At 70.2% G+C, this 14,597-nt stretch carries 13 protein-coding genes and 4 pseudogenes; 6 read left to right on the plus strand and 11 right to left on the minus strand.

Features of this window, described 5'->3' with window-relative positions; all coding sequences use genetic code 11:
* Nucleotides 1–158 (minus strand): annotated as a pseudogene (locus AB0I73_RS31410) (IS30 family transposase); the annotation flags it as partial.
* Nucleotides 159–227: 69 nt separating this feature from the next.
* On the opposite strand from AB0I73_RS31410, the pseudogene AB0I73_RS31415 reads away from it, so the two are divergent.
* A pseudogene (locus tag AB0I73_RS31415) lies at nucleotides 228–522 on the plus strand (integrase core domain-containing protein); the annotation flags it as partial.
* Between the two features lie 611 nt (nucleotides 523–1,133).
* Here the strand turns inward: AB0I73_RS31415 and AB0I73_RS31420 are convergent.
* The 4 genes and pseudogenes from AB0I73_RS31420 to AB0I73_RS31435 form a co-directional block, all read right to left on the minus strand.
* Nucleotides 1,134–1,373 carry a hypothetical protein gene (locus tag AB0I73_RS31420; RefSeq protein ID WP_363043060.1) on the minus strand — a complete coding sequence of 80 codons (240 nt, stop codon included), beginning with the start codon at nucleotides 1,371–1,373 and terminating at the stop codon, nucleotides 1,134–1,136.
* Nucleotides 1,374–1,593: 220 nt separating this feature from the next.
* Nucleotides 1,594–1,997, minus strand: a pseudogene (locus AB0I73_RS31425) (hypothetical protein).
* 167 nt (nucleotides 1,998–2,164) lie between these two features.
* A pseudogene (locus AB0I73_RS31430) lies at nucleotides 2,165–2,320 on the minus strand (hypothetical protein); the annotation flags it as partial.
* A gap of 170 nt (nucleotides 2,321–2,490) precedes the next feature.
* On the minus strand, nucleotides 2,491–3,762 hold the full coding sequence (locus AB0I73_RS31435) for a hypothetical protein (protein WP_363043062.1): 1,272 nt from the start codon (nucleotides 3,760–3,762) through the stop codon (nucleotides 2,491–2,493).
* Between the two features lie 95 nt (nucleotides 3,763–3,857).
* Here AB0I73_RS31435 and AB0I73_RS31440 point away from each other — a divergent pair, with 95 nt between their 5' ends.
* Entirely contained in the window at nucleotides 3,858–5,063 is a 1,206-nt protein-coding gene (locus AB0I73_RS31440) for a cytochrome P450 (protein WP_363043064.1), read from the plus strand.
* Between the two features lie 12 nt (nucleotides 5,064–5,075).
* On the opposite strand, the gene AB0I73_RS31445 is transcribed toward AB0I73_RS31440, so the two are convergent.
* Both AB0I73_RS31445 and AB0I73_RS31450 read right to left on the minus strand, forming a co-directional pair.
* Nucleotides 5,076–6,332, minus strand: a complete 1,257-nt coding sequence (locus AB0I73_RS31445; protein WP_363043066.1) for an MFS transporter — start codon at nucleotides 6,330–6,332, stop codon at nucleotides 5,076–5,078.
* An 83-nt stretch (nucleotides 6,333–6,415) separates the two neighbouring features.
* Nucleotides 6,416–7,087, minus strand: coding sequence for a 4'-phosphopantetheinyl transferase superfamily protein (locus tag AB0I73_RS31450; protein WP_363043068.1), 672 nt, complete (start codon nucleotides 7,085–7,087; stop codon nucleotides 6,416–6,418).
* Nucleotides 7,088–7,292: 205 nt separating this feature from the next.
* On the opposite strand from AB0I73_RS31450, the gene AB0I73_RS31455 reads away from it, so the two are divergent.
* Genes AB0I73_RS31455 through AB0I73_RS31470 form a run of 4 tightly spaced genes read left to right on the plus strand, consistent with a single transcriptional unit; the run spans nucleotide 7,293 to nucleotide 11,561 of the window.
* Nucleotides 7,293–8,078 (plus strand): hypothetical protein, encoded by a 786-nt coding sequence (locus AB0I73_RS31455; protein ID WP_363043070.1) that lies wholly within the window; start codon nucleotides 7,293–7,295, stop codon nucleotides 8,076–8,078.
* A complete protein-coding gene (locus tag AB0I73_RS31460) occupies nucleotides 8,075–9,841 on the plus strand; it encodes a hypothetical protein (RefSeq protein WP_363043072.1) in 1,767 nt (588 codons plus the stop codon). Before AB0I73_RS31455 ends, AB0I73_RS31460 begins: the two co-directional genes overlap by 4 nt.
* Nucleotides 9,842–9,858: 17 nt before the next feature.
* Nucleotides 9,859–10,593 carry a class I SAM-dependent methyltransferase gene (locus AB0I73_RS31465; RefSeq protein WP_363043074.1) on the plus strand — a complete coding sequence of 245 codons (735 nt, stop codon included), beginning with the start codon at nucleotides 9,859–9,861 and terminating at the stop codon, nucleotides 10,591–10,593.
* Complete coding sequence (locus AB0I73_RS31470; RefSeq protein ID WP_363043076.1) at nucleotides 10,590–11,561, plus strand: aminotransferase class IV; 972 nt, start codon at nucleotides 10,590–10,592, stop codon at nucleotides 11,559–11,561. Before AB0I73_RS31465 ends, AB0I73_RS31470 begins: the two co-directional genes overlap by 4 nt.
* 100 nt (nucleotides 11,562–11,661) lie before the next feature.
* Here AB0I73_RS31470 and AB0I73_RS31475 read toward each other — a convergent pair whose 3' ends face one another.
* Genes AB0I73_RS31475 through AB0I73_RS31490 form a run of 4 tightly spaced genes read right to left on the minus strand, consistent with a single transcriptional unit; the run spans nucleotide 11,662 to nucleotide 14,596 of the window.
* On the minus strand, nucleotides 11,662–11,985 hold the full coding sequence (locus AB0I73_RS31475; protein ID WP_363043078.1) for a hypothetical protein: 324 nt from the start codon (nucleotides 11,983–11,985) through the stop codon (nucleotides 11,662–11,664).
* Nucleotides 11,960–12,748: a hypothetical protein gene (locus AB0I73_RS31480; RefSeq protein WP_363043117.1), complete on the minus strand. Its 789-nt coding sequence runs from the start codon at nucleotides 12,746–12,748 to the stop codon at nucleotides 11,960–11,962. Before AB0I73_RS31480 ends, AB0I73_RS31475 begins: the two co-directional genes overlap by 26 nt.
* A gap of 19 nt (nucleotides 12,749–12,767) precedes the next feature.
* A complete protein-coding gene (locus tag AB0I73_RS31485) occupies nucleotides 12,768–13,823 on the minus strand; it encodes a Gfo/Idh/MocA family oxidoreductase (RefSeq protein ID WP_363043080.1) in 1,056 nt (351 codons plus the stop codon).
* Entirely contained in the window at nucleotides 13,820–14,596 is a 777-nt protein-coding gene (locus AB0I73_RS31490; protein ID WP_363043082.1) for an SDR family oxidoreductase, read from the minus strand. The genes AB0I73_RS31485 and AB0I73_RS31490 overlap by 4 nt, the downstream gene beginning before the upstream one ends.
* Between the last annotated feature and the right edge of the window lies 1 nt (nucleotide 14,597).

The following is a 14,597-nucleotide window of genomic DNA, read 5'->3' on the forward strand; positions in this document are numbered from 1 at the left end:
CACCGGGTGCCCACCGCCGGCGCCGCCCCGACGGCGATGGCCGCATCCTCACTGGTCAGTCCCTTGGCGATCTCTTGCCAGAACAGTCTCTCGACGTCCCGCCGAGTCGAGGGACGTCCCGGCGACTTCATGGGCGACCGCCCCGTCAACTCCGCCATCCAACCCGCTGGTCGTCCCACAACACACTCCTCTGATCAGGGGTGTTGCAACGACTGGTTGAACCTGGGCAGTACTGCAGCCGGGCCTTCGCCGACGCCTGCCGCGAAGCGGGCCCGGTCCATGAGCGCGATCGGCTCCAGCGCGGACAACGCACTTGCCGAGTCGTTCAACGCGACCTGCAAGCGGGAGACCCTCCAGGGCCGTCGGGCCTGGGACACCGAGCGCGAGGCCCACCTGGACCTCTTCCGCTGGCTGCACCGCTACAACACAGTCCGACGCCACTCCCGCCTCGGCCACCGCAGCCCGATCGCCTACGAGCGAGCACTCCAAACAACATCAACTACGCTGGCCGAAGCCGCCTAACCCGTGTTCAGGATCAGGGGTCAAGGCCCTCCCGCCTCCGGGCCAGTTGCCGTGCCGAAGTGTCCGGCTCTTCGGCCTACCCCAGGGAATGTGCCGCGTGCGGCTCAGGATGGGGCGTCAGGTGGATCTGACCGAGAAGTTCCGGTAGAAGGCGGGTGGCGAGTTCGCCTTCCGGCTGAGGACACCAACCCTTCGGGCCCGAGTAGACATTCCCGGCTCGGCCTCACTCCGGCAAGCCATGCTCAAGTGTCTCCTTCAACATGCGGCGGCACTGAGTCGGCTCACGCCTCAGTTACTCAGTGCCGAGTGCTCCCGGCTCGTTGCCCGTTGCCCGTTGCCCGTTGTCGCCAGGAATGAGCCCCCATAGGCGCAGCTCAACCTCATGTGCCTACGGGGATGGCTCCGGTCGCCCCGGCGGCGGTTCGAACCGCAGGCGCATGGCCGTGCCGACGAGACGGTAGCCGGCGCGGCCGGGGGCGCTGAACGGGTTAGGGAGAGGTGTGATGCGTCGATGGGCGCTGTCGAGGACATGAGAGACGTGGACGATGGTGTACGTCTCGTCCGGGCGGAGGTGACTTCTGAGGTTTTCGCGTCGGGGTGCGTTGCTCCTGTCATGGCGTCAGGACGAGGCCGGTCTCGGCGATGAAGCCGTCCAGGAGGCCCGGACGGTACTGCATCTGCTTGAGCCGGATCCTTATCAGCGCGGCGAGTTGGTCGGTGGTGCAGGCAGCCAGGTTGGCCAGGGACTTCTTCAGGCTCGCCCACACGCCCTCGTCAGGGTTCGAATCTGGTGCACAGGATGGGAAGTGGAACACCGTCAGCCAGGAACGTGCGGCGAGCAGGGCACGCATCGCGCGGTCGGTGTGCTGGGGGGGAGTTGTCCCACACCAGCACGATCGGCCGGCACCCGAGTGCCTGGTGCGCTGCGTCCAGGAAGGCCGTCAGGTGCCGCCAGGTCCGGCTTTCGGAAGCCCTTCTTCTCACCCCGGCGGCCGGGGTGGCGCACCAGCATCCGGTACACGAGCCGGGTGCGCTCCCCGGGGCGGCAGCACACCGCACTGACCAGGGACATCATGCCGCCGTGAGCACGGCGGCCAGTTCCTCCGGGCCGTCCGACCGCCAGTCGAAGGAGTCGCCCTTCCGCGGCTGAATCCCCCACGGGTCGGCGCACGTAGGCGGTGCGCATGCCCACCGCCTGGGCCCCGCGGAGATCCCAGGCGTGTGCGGCGACCATCAGCACACGCTCCGGCGGACAGCCCGCCGCGTCGAGCCCGGCGCGGTCGGCCATGCGCTCGGCGGCCTCGCGGTCGAGGGCCTCTGAGTTGGCGCAGGCCCGTCCCCTCCCCCCCCGATACACCGCACCTCGTGTTTGACGCGCCCCTGCCACAGGGTAAGCAGCCTGCTGACGAACGCCTCGTCAGCCGCGGGCACCGTCTCACGCAACGCCGCCCGGAGTCCCCCGGCTCGTCGGCCATCGTGACGAGGACGTCGAACACGACGGCCGCGATGTCGTGCGCCTCAGCCGTCCGCCCTTCTCACGGTGACCTTCGGGCCTCGCCTGTCCCCAGAATTCCCTACAGTGACAACGAAGTTGACGAATCCGGCCGAACGGCGCGCCGTCCCGGTGCGGGGCGATGTCGGTGATTGTGTTCTCCTGGCCGCCGACCGTTCCCCGGCGCCCGACCTCCGTCAAGACCGCACGGGTGGCGTGGCCCTGGCCGGCGGGCCGGCCGCGGATGTGCTCTCGAACGTGCTGAGGGCGCGGGCCCGGTCTCCGGGTCCGCGCCCTCGGCGGCAGCGATCACGCAGCCTCAACGACGGACACGATCTCGATGTCCCGCTCGGCGATCAGCTCGTTCACCAGGTTCTCGATGCTCATCTCGCACACCTCCCTTCAGGGTCGACTGGGCTGACTGTACTCAGCTAATGCCGCCAGTGTCGATCAATTGGCAGAAAGAAATGATCAGTTCACGAAGCGGCGGGGACCACCCGGAGCGGAATTCCGTCCTTCGCCCGCTCGGCGAGCAGCTGAGTGAGGCGCTCGTGCACCTGGTCCAGCACGTTCTGCGCCCCACCGGGTTCATGACTCGTGACGACCTCCACTCGCGCTTCGACCAGGACGAGTTCGTCTCCCCGGGTTTCGGGACGAAGGCTGATCAGCGGTGCGCCCACGGGCTCCCGCTCCTCACCGACCGGCGCGTGGGCCAGTCCGGGGATGCCCTCGACCGCTTCGAGCACCTCGATCTCGCCCAGCACCAGCTCCCCACCCCAGAACACGCCTGCTCGGGCCCGCCCGACGTAGTCGAAGGTCAACTCGTGGGGCAGGCAGACCGACCGCGTACGCCGGACAAGGTCACCGGTGCGATAGCGGATCATCGGCTGCACCTGCGAGAAGGGGTGCAGCTCCGTCAACACCAGTTCTCCGACGTCGGCAGCCGGCTCGTCCCGGTCCAGGTCCAGTACCTCCGGTACGACCACGGGATCGAGGTGGTAGTGGCCGCACTCATAGCACAAGGTGGCGCCGCCCAGAACCTCGGACAGACTGAAGCGTTCAACGAGCCGGGCGTCCCAGTGCCGGCGCAGCAGGGATCGCTGCCTCGGAAGGAGGGCGCTGTTGTAGACGCTGATGGCCTCGATGCCGAGTTCCCGCGTCGGCATGCCCCGCCGGTCCAGTTCCTGGGTGAGCAGGACCGCGCCACCGGGGCTGGCGGACAGGACACGCTGAAACCCCTCGGTGAGCAGGTCCAGCGACGGACTGGTGAGGAGGTCCACCGTCGCAGCGAGGCCCTCGGCGGAGAAGAGATCCACCGCGAGTCGCATGTCGTCCGTCTCGACGGGGAGAACGGAACCGTGGATGGTGATCGGCGCTCCGCTGATCTGCAGCATCGGAGGGACCGGCACCCCGCTGCGGGCCGCGGTGGCGGTCCGCACACTGCGCAGATACTCGGAGTACGCCTTGATCTCCTCTCGGCCCCTCACCCGGAAGAACGGCCGCCCGGTGGTTCCAGTGGAGTGACCGACGTTCGCCGGCACGGCGCCGGGACGAAGGGTGGACGCGAGGTTGTCGAGCAGCTGCCTCTTCGTGACGGTGGGCAGCTCGTCCAGATTGAGGTCGCGGCCCTTCCAGTGCCGTTCGTAGAACGGAATCGCTCGGGCCGACTCCAGGGTCGGTTCCAGGAGCCGTGAGCGGAAGCGGTCGGTGGGGCTCTGGGCGGTGCCGGTCGGCGCGTCGTTCGTCACGCTGTCGTACTCCTTCTCAGCAAGTCGGGGTGATCACAACATATTCGAGCAGCTGTGGCACCATGTCTCGACGCGTTCGACAGACAGGCCTGCGCATGGACATCGATCTCAACGACCCCCTGACACTGCGTGATCCCTACCCCGCCTACGCGCGCATCCGCGAGGCTGGGGCCTGTGTCCGGAACGAGCGGGCGGGGGTCTGGATGGTGGCACGCCACGCCGAAGCGATGAGCGTGCTCAACGATGGCGACACCTATTCCTCGTCGGTTCTGGCCGAGGACCCCGGTCCGTGGTTCGGAGAGTCACCGACCATGATCTCCTCCGACGGTGACATCCACAAACGGCTGCGGTCCGCGGTCCGTCACGCGTTCACCGCGCGTCGGATGGCTCACCGTGAGAAGGTCATACGCGAGGTGGTGACGGAGCAGTTCTCGCAGGCTCGCGTGGATGAACGTCTCCGCTCGGGCGAGACGGTGGACCTGGCTTCGGAGGTCCTCGCGCGGGTGCCGATCCTCGTCACGGCTCAGCTGCTCGGAATTCCCTCCGATTGGCTGGACGCCTTCACCGAAGTGGCCAACGCCCTGGTCGTGTACACGGGAGCGGGCGAGGCCTCCACCGATTCCGTGGACATGCGCGCCGCGAGGTCGGCCGCGGTCGCCGCCAACGAGGTCCTGTGGACCTGGACCCAGGAACGCCTGCGCACGGGCCCGGCCGACGAGCGCGACGTTCTGTCGTCGCTGTCCCGGGCGGTTCGCGACGGCCTGCTCGCTCCGGACGAAGCGGTGGCCACCGTCGTCCTGCTCATCCTGGCAGGGACCGACTCCAGCATGAAGTTCCTGACCATGGCCGTTCGCCTGCTGGTGCTCCACCCGGAAGCCCGAAAGCAGCTGGAGGCGACGGGCCACGCCACGGTCGACATCGTCGAGGAGTTCGTCCGCTTCGGTGGTCCCGTACAGCTCGACGCCCGCAGGGCCACTCGCCGCCACGTGCTGGCAGGCACCACCATCGCGGCCGGCGACGACGTGTGGGTGCTCACGGCGGCGGCCAATCGGGACCACCGGGTGTTCGCGGACCCCGACCGTCTCCTCCTGGACCGGCCGCCGACACCGAACCTCGGTTTCGGCTGGGGCCGTCACTACTGCCTGGGCGCACCCGCCGCCCGGCTGCAGACGGCGGCAGTGCTCGATCGTTTCCTCGAACTGCCGAACGAGCTGGAGGTCGTCTCCACCGAATGGGGCCGTGGCATGTTCGTCCGCGGCCCCGTCTCCCTCACGCTGCGTGCGGTCCGGCCGCCGAAGTGACGTGCGTGGTCGTCACTGCGCCTCTGCCAGGTCCCTTGTCCTGCCGATCCCGCCGCGGGCCAGGATCACCGGCACCGCGACAGCGGCAAGGGCGACGCACCACAAGGTCTCGGTCGTCCCCAGACGGGTCACCAGCAGGGCCGCCAGCATCCCTCCCGCGGGAATCACCCCCCAGGTGACGAACCGCATGGTCGCCGTCACCCGGGACAGGAACTCCGCCGGGCAGGTCGACTGGACGAACGTCCGGCTGTTGACCGCGACGAAGACGGCGCTGCCACCGCACAGGGCGTTGCCGAGGAGGAAGCCGCCGTAGAACACCAGGTCGTGCGGAGGCCACTGCACGGCCGCGGCGACCACGACGGTTCCCACCACGACGCCGACGCCCCCGACGAGGCTTGATCGAGAGGTGCCGAGTCGGTCGACGATCCGGGTGGCCACCGTGGAGGCGATCAGCACTCCCGCCCCCTCCCCGGCAAGGAGTACGCCGATGAGCGCCGGAGGTACGTCGAGAGAGCGGGCCAGAAGGATCGGGTAGAGCGTGAGCTGGGCGCCGGCCGCGAAGTTCACGGCGGCGCTCGCCCACATGAAGGGGGCCATGACGGGGTGGCTCACGACGTATGTCCAGCCTGCCGCGATCCGCTTCCCCATGCCTTCCCCCTCGGTGTGCTGCTTTGCGGGCGGGCGCTCGGGCAGGGTGCGCAGCAGCAGAGCCGACACTATGTAGCTCACCGCGTCGATGAGCAGAGCGGGCACCGCCCCGGCCAGTTGGACGAGCACACCGCCGAAGGACGGACCGCCGAGAGTCGTGACGGCCTGCGTTCCGGTCATCAGAGTGTTGCGTCGCAGCAGGTCCTCACGCGGCACGACCGCCGGCATGAAGGTGGAGTTGGCCACGTCGTACACCACGTCCGCCAGGCCGATGAGGAAGGCGACCAGTGCCACCTGGGCCACCGACAGGACATCGAACGCCCAGGCGGCCGGAAGGGAGAGTATGCAGAGAGCCCTGAGCAGGTCCGTCGCCACCTGAGCGCCGCGCAGCGGCAGGCGCGCCACCAGGTCTCCGGCCGGGAGACCTATCAGGAGCCAGGCCGCGAAACCAGCCCCGGTGACGAGAGCGACCTCCAGCGGCGTCGCGTCGAGAACCAGCACGGCGACGAGCGGCAGCGCCAGGGCCCGCACGGCCGAGCCGATGTCGCTCGCGGTGGAGGCCAGGTAATAGGTCCAGAAGGCCCTCTGGCGTCCGGGTACGGCAGTATCCCGCTGAGACATGGTCCTCCCCGATTCCCGGATCCCTGCGGCTCCTTGAGTGCTCGTAAGGCTAGACGATCAGCATCCGGCGGAGGAGCCCCACCTCAGAGGTCGGCCCGGGCGGCGACAGCCACACCGACGACCGAGGAACCGTGGTCCTCCGTCCAGTGGGCGACGGCGCCGACGGAGTCGGCGAGCTGCCGCCTGTCCCTACGGGTCATGGTCATCACGTCACTGCCCAGCTTGGCCAGTGCCTCCTTCACGGTCCACATCCGAAGGAAGGCGCGTCGGGTGTCCCCCGCCGCGAGGACCTGCTCGGCTTCGGCCACCGGCAGGGCGGCCGCCAGCAGGGCGGGGGTGACCGAGAAGTGCTCCAGGGATTCGATGTCGACGCCGACACGTTGTCGCTCCGACAGAGCCACCACCACTTCGCCGCCGCTGTGCGCCCAGCTCAACTGGACGTCGCAGTTCAGCGCGCGAGGCGGGCCATGGCCCTCCGAGCCGCAGCCCGGACAGCTCTGGGCCAGTGCGACGGCGTCGGCCGGCACACCCGTCACGTCCTCGATCAGTCCACGTGCGAGCACGCGCACCGCGAGGAAGTCCTGCCTGCCCTCCGCGGTGCGCATGCGGGAGTAACGCCGTCGCTCGGCGGCGGACAGAAGCGCCTTCGTCCGTGCGGCCGGCCCGCCCAGGGGCCCGAGGACGTCCTGGGACCGTCCTGTGCGGAGCACCACCTCGGATCCGCGGCCCGCCGGACGCACATGGGTGAGGATCACGCGATGCCCCTGAACTGTCGTTTTCGTCGACTGAATTGATCGACTTCGGTCACGGTGACTGGGTACAGTCTGCCTCGTCAATCCAAGCGGGACAGGGCTCATGTCCGTCGACGAGACTTCGTGATCGCCGTCTCGGAGGGTGCGGACTCAGGACCGGGGGCGTGCTTTCGGCGTCGGCCCTTCCCACGGTCCGGGCGGGAAGGCGATGGGCATTCCGGAGAAGGAGCAGTGGACGGCCGACCTGACCTTGCGTCCGCCGTCGTGCGGGGCCGGTGGCGCCCACCCGGTGACCGTGGTGGTGGCGGAGCTGCGGGCCGTGCTCGAATCCTACGGGTTCGACGAGTTCGACAGCCCCGTCGTGGTGTCCGCGGAGTACAACTTCGACCGGTTGGGAGTGCCGGCGGGAGCGCCCGTGCGTGCCGAGCACCGCAACTTCTGGCTGGACGACGACCACTTGCTACGCAGTCACACCTCGGCGGGGGTCGCCCATCTGCTCGCGACCACCACGACGAACGAAGTGCGGGCGTTCGTCGTGGGTCCCTGTTTCCGGCACGAGCGCCGATCTGCCCGCAGTGCCTGGCAGTTCACCCAGATGGACGTGGTGCTGACCGGCGAGGAGGCGCGCCCCGCCCACCTTCCGCGTCTGCTGGATCTCCTGGCGCGGGAAGCACTCGGGGAGGACTGGCCGGTGGAGATCCGGCCGGTGCTCCGGGACGGGCGGCCGACCGGGTGGAGCCTGCACGCGGAGTGCTGCTGCGAGCCGGACGACGAGTGCGCCCTGTGCCGCGGGGCACGCTCACTGGAGATCGCTCAAGGCAGCGTCCTGCCCGCCACCGTTCTGGACGGATCGGCGTTGGCCCTCCGGGAAGGACGGGCAGTGGCGTGCGGACTCTCGGTCGACCGGGTGGCACTGCTGCGCTGGGGCCTGGGGGACATCGGTCTGCTGATGACGTCGGAGGCCGCCGTGGTCCACAGCTGGGGGACGTCATGAGGACGATTTCGGTACCGGCACCCTCGTCCGGGTGGGCCGACGGGCTGCTGACCGCCGCGGAGGTCGCCCGCCTGCTGCGCGAGCGCGGGGTCGAGGCGCGTGCCGACGGCCGCGGCATCGAGGTCCGCGCCCCTGAGGAGTGGGCTATGGTCCGCCATTCATGGGGGCTGGACGGCATCAGCCGGGCAGCGGCCGGGATACCCGGTCCGCCCGCGACGGCGCCCTCGACAGCACTCCGCGCGGACTCCAGAACCTGGACGGACGTCCCGGACGGAGCTGTCGCGGCGCGAGTGCCCTTCGAGACCGGCCGGAGTCGGTGGCTCGCGTCCCGGTGGAACGAGGTCGCGGCCCAGGCGCTCGCGGCCTTCGGCGCCGCTCTCACGCTGCGCGTCCTCGACGGCCGGGAGTTCCTCCAGGTGACCGTGGACACCCCTACGGTCGACGAGTTCTCAGGTGCGCGCGCCCCCGGGCGTCTGGTTGCTGCCCTCAGGGCGGCCATCGGTGACTTGAGGGCACCCGGCGAAGGCCCGGAGCCGGCCGGGCCGGTCTGGGGTCGCGGCGTCGTCCGGCCGTCCTTGGTGGTGGACGAGTTGTGGGCCGGTTGGCGGGAGTCATGGGGTCCAGAGCCCGACCGCTCCCGGCTCGTCCAGGTGGTCCGGGCCTGGGGCGGCCTGCTTTCCGAGCAGGGCCGCCTCGAGCTTCCCTGGTGGCGCGGCCACCTCGACGCGGACGCATGCGTCGCCGACCTGGTGCGGTGTCTGGGGGCCGGCGCGAGCAGCGCCGCGTCGCTGCCCGCGTTCCGGCGGCGCACACCGCCGCGCCGCCCCTCCGTTCACCGGGTCGGGCCCGCCCTCGCCGCCATCGGCCTCTTCGAGGTGCGGACGCCGTGCCTCCGGGAGGCCGGACACACAATCGCGGGCAGAAGCCGGGGCAGCGGGGCACCTCGGGTCGCGCGGGTTCGCACCCCGGGGGTGGATCTGCGCTCCGACCTCGTCACCGGCATGCTCGCGCCGGAGCACCGGCTGCCGGTCCCGCAACAGGGCAAGGAGCATCCCAGGGGCTCGTTCGAGATCGGGGTCGTCTTCCCGGCCACGGACGGTGCGGCGCTGCCTGCGGAGCGGCAGCACCTTGGCATCGTCGTGCGCCTCGGGGGGCGCCCGGGCCGGTCGGTGTCGGCGGCACTGGCCCTGGTGCGCCAGGCCGTCGACGTGGCGGCTGACGCGCTCCACGTGGAAGTCCGGGCCGGGGACGTTCCCCGCGGCTCCCTGGAGGCGCCGCTGCTCGGTGCCGGTGACCGGGTGGTGGGCCGGTTGCGGCTGCATCCCCCGGCGGGCCGGCGGCAACCGCCACGGTACGGGGCGGTGTCCGCGGAGCTGGACATCGAGGCGGCGCTGAGGAGCGACCGCGTTCCCGGTCGCGGCAGATCCGCCCGCGGCGGGCGGCTGTTCGGCAGCACGGCGATCGACCGTTCCTTCGTGCTGGGCACGGACGTCACCGCCGGCCAGGTGCTCGCAGTGGCCCGGTCCGTCCGCGGGATCCGGGACGCCCGGACCGTCGAGGACTTCGTCGGAGCGCCCTACGGACCCGGCCGGCGCAGCCTGACGGTCCGTCTCTACCTCGACGTCGGCAGGCGTCCGTCCGAGCGCCCGGAGGTGTCCGAAGTGGTAGAGGAGCTGGAACGCGAACTCGGAGCACGCCCCCGAGAGAAATGGCGCCTTGATCAAAAAGAGACATCGAACAGCCATTCTCCAAAGGATCTTTGACAGTTACCATTAGGCGGGTGACCTGGAACGAACAGACTTATGGCGCCCGTTGGGCCAACGCCTACGATGAGCAGCCCTGGCCGGACCCGAAGGAAGCCGTCGACTTCCTCGCCGAACTGGCGGGTGACGAACCGTTGCTGGAACTGGCCATCGGCACAGGCCGTATCGCCGTCCCGCTGGTCGAACGGGGCGTCGAGGTCCACGGCACCGACATCTCCGAGGCCATGATCGCCCGGCTGAGGGAGAAACCGGCCGGCAAGGACATCCCGGTGGAGAGGGGCGACCTGCGTGACTTCACCACCTCGCGCAAGTACCGGACCGCCGCCCTGGTTCTCAACACCATCTACGCCCTGGCGAACCAGGAGGAGCAGGTCGCCTGCTTCCGGCAGGCCGCGAAGGCGCTGGAGCCCGGTGGCCGGTTCGTGGTCGAAGCCTTCGTGCCCGATGTCACCCGCTTCCACCGGGGGTCGCGGGCCCACGTCTACGACGTGGGGGTCGGGCACGTGACCATCGAGGCCGACGTCCACGACCGTGCGAAGCAGACCGTCCTCGAGCAGCACGTGCGGATCACGGAACAGGGCATCACGATGCTGCCGGCCTTCCTCCGTTACATACACCCCAGCGAGATGGACCTCATGGCCAAGCTCGCCGGCCTCGAACTCGAGAACCGGTACGGCGGATGGCGGCGGGAGCCGTACACCCAGGAATCGGAGAACCAGGTTTCCGTCTACCGCGCGCCCTCGGGCTCATGACGAGCTCCGCCGCCTCCCCACCGGACATGTCACCCGACCACCCGGTCTGGCGCAGTGGCTCGTTCGTGCCGTGGAACCAGGCGACCGTGCACGTCGGCTCGGTCGGTCATGCCTCGGTGTCCGCATCCTTCGAGGGCATTCACGCCTATCGTGGCGGGGACGGCGGCCTCACCGTGTTCCGGCTCCGTGACCACCTGCAGCGGATGCTGAATTCCATTTCCTGGTCCGATCTGGTGTCGCCGTGGTCACTGGAGGAACTGGTCGAGGCCACGGTCGAACTCTGCCGCCGGAACGACCGGCACGACGACACCTACATCAGGCCGTGGTGCTTCGCCGCCGGGGTGCACCGCGAACAGATGGTGCAGGCCGGCACCGAGGTCGAGATCGTCATCGATGTCTGGCCCTTCCGGTCCAAGCTGGGCACCGACACCACCGCGAAGGCGGCGGTCTCCTCCTGGACCCGCTTCGGGGCCAACGCGATGCCCCCGCAGCTCAAGGCGTTCTCCAACTACCACAACGGCCGGCTCGGGACCAACGAGGCGAGAGCACGCGGGGCCGACTGGCCGATCTTCGTCAATCAAGAAGGCCATCTGACGGAGAGCTCCGGGGCGAATCTGGCCATCGTCCGCGACGGAGTCCTCGTCACCCCCTGGCTGGCGTCCGGTGTTCTCGACGGGATCACCCGCGCCACCGTCCTCCAGCTGTGCCGCGAGTCGGGCATACCGGCCGAGGCACGGGCGATCGGCCGTGCCGAGTTGCTGCAGGCGGAGGAAGTGCTGTTCATCGGCACCGCGGCGGAGGTGCTGCCGATCACCGAGGTGGACGGACGCACGGTGGGGCAGGGCGCGGCCGGCCCCGTCACCACCCGGATCGCCGACCTCTACCACGACACGGTACGCGGCAAGGCCCGGACGGCCGACGGCACGGAGCAGACCCACGCCGAATGGCGACTGCCGGTCTGGGACTGATCCGGCGTCCGGCGGGGGCGGGCCCACACGGCGCCGCCCCCGCCGGCTCCCGCAAGGGGCGGTACGACTCGTACCGCCCCTTGCCAGGTCGCCCGGACGCTTACGTCCCGTCACCCGCGCGCGGCGGGGTGGCTCCTCGGATGAGGCGCGGATAGTTCTCCTCGTCGACCCCGAACAGCCGGGCCGTGGCCAGCCGGACCAAGAGAACCGGGTGGACCCCGATCTCGAAGAGCCTGCGGACGTCACCCGCCAGCAGGGCCTGGCGGTGAGCGGGGGGCAACGGCACGTCCAGCAGCGCGGCGACCGGGTCCGCGCGCAGTCGCTGCGCGAAATCGGGGTCGGTCCCCACGCGGAGGCAGACGGAGTTGAGCTCGGCCGCCCCGGCCACGACGCCGACGTCAGTGATTCCAGCCCGCGAAGGCATGACCCTCCCCCAAGTGGTAGGACATGGATGCCAGCCGCAGATGGCTGGTGGCCCCACGGACGACCAGCCAGGCCAGCACCTCCCCGGCCACTGTCCCCGCCCCACCGAGCACCTCCGGCGTGATGGCCGCGATCAGCTCGTCCGTCCTGCCCACCGTCAGGTGGTCCACCACCGCGGCCGCCCAGTCCGGATCCGGCACCGCCCACAGGCGGTCGTGCCCGAGGGCGGGCCCGCCCACCTCGAGGGAGAAGCTGCCGCTGGCGACCACCGCGACGCGTCCCGCTCCAGAACTTCGGACGGCGGCCCGGAGTTCCTCGCCCAGCTTCAGGCAACGACGCGGGGACGGCAGAGGAGCGAGCAACGTGTTGACCTGGACCGCGACCACGGGTATCCGGCCCTCTGGATCCAGGAACCAGCGGGGCACGGCGATTCCGTGGTCGACGGACGCGCCGATGCTGACCACCGGGTCGAAGTCGTGCGAGACCAGGTGCTGGTGGATGTGACGTGAGAGCCCCATCGCGCCGGTCATCGGCGCGGAGCGCAGCCCCGGCACTGGATCGGCCGGGCCCCTCAGGTCTCCCACGTGCACGGCCAGAGCGGGAACCGCACCGAGGCCGTAGGTCGTGAAGTGGTCCCCGCTCACGATGAGCAGGGCGTCGGGCCGGGCTCCTTCGACCAGGTCACGGAGCACCCCGTACCGCCTCGCCACGGAACCTGCCGGATCCTCCATGGCGACCTGGGGAAACACCGGTGTGTGGGGCATCCCGGCCGCCGCGACCACCTCACCCACCGGACGCCTCGTCGGGGCGTGGCAGCGAGGCCGCCCGGTACACGGCGTCCAGCAGGGCCGCCATCTCCACACCGTCCTCGGGAGGCACGGTGGGGGGACGGCCGCTCTCCACGGCTTTCGCGAAGTCGGCGATCTGCCGTCGGTGGGAGATGCCGTAGTAGTCGATGCCCGGTGCGGGCGATGAGGCATCCTCCAGGTCGGCGGCCTCGGCCGCCGCCCTCAGGGCCGGGTCTCCGGAGATCCGGTGCAACCGGGCGGGGTGGTCGATGTCGAACTCGACCGTCCCACGGGAACCCACCAGCTCGATGCGGGTGCGCCAGCGGGTGGAGCTGCCGGTGGTGGTCGTGAAGACGACAGGCAGCCCGTCGGCGTTGAGCAACGCGGCGACGGTCACCTCGGTCTCCTGGGGTGCTCCCGCCGACGGGGTGACGGCACGAGCGGAGTCCACGCTCAGCGGGCCGACCAGCCCGCGGACGACGTCCAGGCAGTGGTAGCCCTGGTTGATCAGGGCCGACCCGCCCTCGACGGCCCAGGTGCCGTGCCAGTAGCTCGACGTGTAGTACTCGGCGGGCCGTGAGGCCTCCAGGGAACCGCGCACCAGCACGAGATCGCCCAGCATGCCTTCCTTCAGCCAACCTCGCACCAGCGCGACGACCGGGTCGTACTGGTGCTGGGAGACGGTGGCCAGGACCAGGCCCGAGTCCGCGGCGAGCTTCACCAGTTCCCGCGCCCGGTCCGCGGTGAAGGCCAGCGGCTTCTCCACGAGCACGTGTTTGCCCGCCAGCAGCGCGGACTCCACCCAGCGGGGGTGTGCGGCGTGTTCGGTGAGGACGGACACCGATGTCAGGTCGGGACGGTGCAGCAGGGCCTGCGCCGACGACTCCACCTCTGCGACGCCGTGCCGCTCGGCGAGGTCCGCGGCCCGCTCCGGCCGTATGTCGCACGCCACCGCGAGCTCCCAGCCGTGACCGAGAGCCCGCACCGCGTCCGCGTGGTTGTCGGCCACGCGCCCGCATCCGAGCAGGCCGTGCCGTCGGGGAAGGCTCATGACACGTATCCGTTCACCAGCCAGCCGCCGTCGACCGCGAGGGCGTGACCGTGCACGTAGTCGCTGTCGGGCCCTGCCAGGAAGAGAACGGCACCGACGACGTCCCGGGGGTGTCCGCGCCGTCCGGCGGGGATCCGGCCCACGATGTCGCCGTGGGCGAGCTGACCGCTTTCGATCGCCGGATGCGGCGTCTCTATCTGAATCATTCCAGGTGTCACGGCATTGACGTTGATTCCGTGAGGGGCCCACTCGAGGGCCAGGGAGCGGGTCAGGGCCAGCACCGCCGCCTTGCTCGCCGAGTAGGCGGCACGCCCGGGGAAGGCCGTATGGGACAGCAGCGAGGTGAAGTTGACGATCTTGCCTCGTCCCCGGGCCGTCATCGACGGTGCGACCAGGCGCGACATGGTCATCGTGCCCAGTACGTTGGTGTCGAGGAGCCGGCGCGTGCGCTCCGCGTCGAAGGTGGTCGTCTCCCCGAAATCGAAGGCGCCCGCGGCGTTGACGAGGATGTCGACGCCCCCAAGTTCGGTGAGCACGTCCTCGACCACCACCCGTACGGCGTCCTCGTCGCCGACGTCGACCGCGTAGGCACGGGCATCGGTACCCATCGACCGCAGCTCCGCCCGCACGGCCTCCACCTGAGCCGACGTGCGGGCGGCGACCACCACGGACTTGGCGCCCTCGCGGGCGAACGCCAGTGCCGTCTCTCGACCGATGCCCCGGCCACCGCCGGTGACGACGACACGGGCACCTTCGAATCGTGTTCCTGTCATG

Origin of the sequence: Streptomyces sp. NPDC050388, from assembly GCF_040655635.1 — a bacterium.
Classification (GTDB): domain Bacteria; phylum Actinomycetota; class Actinomycetes; order Streptomycetales; family Streptomycetaceae; genus Streptomyces.

Bases quoted from the DNA above. Each gene is read 5' to 3' on its own strand.
- AB0I73_RS31420 (WP_363043060.1), bottom strand. From the start codon at position 1,373: ATGCGTGCCCTGCTCGCCGCACGTTCCTGGCTGACGGTGTTCCACTTC.
- AB0I73_RS31440 (WP_363043064.1), top strand. From the start codon at position 3,858: ATGGACATCGATCTCAACGACCCCCTGACACTGCGTGATCCCTACCCC.
- AB0I73_RS31445 (WP_363043066.1), bottom strand. From the start codon at position 6,332: ATGTCTCAGCGGGATACTGCCGTACCCGGACGCCAGAGGGCCTTCTGG.
- AB0I73_RS31455 (WP_363043070.1), top strand. From the start codon at position 7,293: ATGGGCATTCCGGAGAAGGAGCAGTGGACGGCCGACCTGACCTTGCGT.
- AB0I73_RS31460 (WP_363043072.1), top strand. From the start codon at position 8,075: ATGAGGACGATTTCGGTACCGGCACCCTCGTCCGGGTGGGCCGACGGG.
- AB0I73_RS31470 (WP_363043076.1), top strand. From the start codon at position 10,590: ATGACGAGCTCCGCCGCCTCCCCACCGGACATGTCACCCGACCACCCG.
- AB0I73_RS31475 (WP_363043078.1), bottom strand. From the start codon at position 11,985: ATGCCTTCGCGGGCTGGAATCACTGACGTCGGCGTCGTGGCCGGGGCG.
- AB0I73_RS31480 (WP_363043117.1), bottom strand. From the start codon at position 12,748: ATGCCCCACACACCGGTGTTTCCCCAGGTCGCCATGGAGGATCCGGCA.
- AB0I73_RS31485 (WP_363043080.1), bottom strand. From the start codon at position 13,823: ATGAGCCTTCCCCGACGGCACGGCCTGCTCGGATGCGGGCGCGTGGCC.
- AB0I73_RS31490 (WP_363043082.1), bottom strand. From the start codon at position 14,596: ATGACAGGAACACGATTCGAAGGTGCCCGTGTCGTCGTCACCGGCGGT.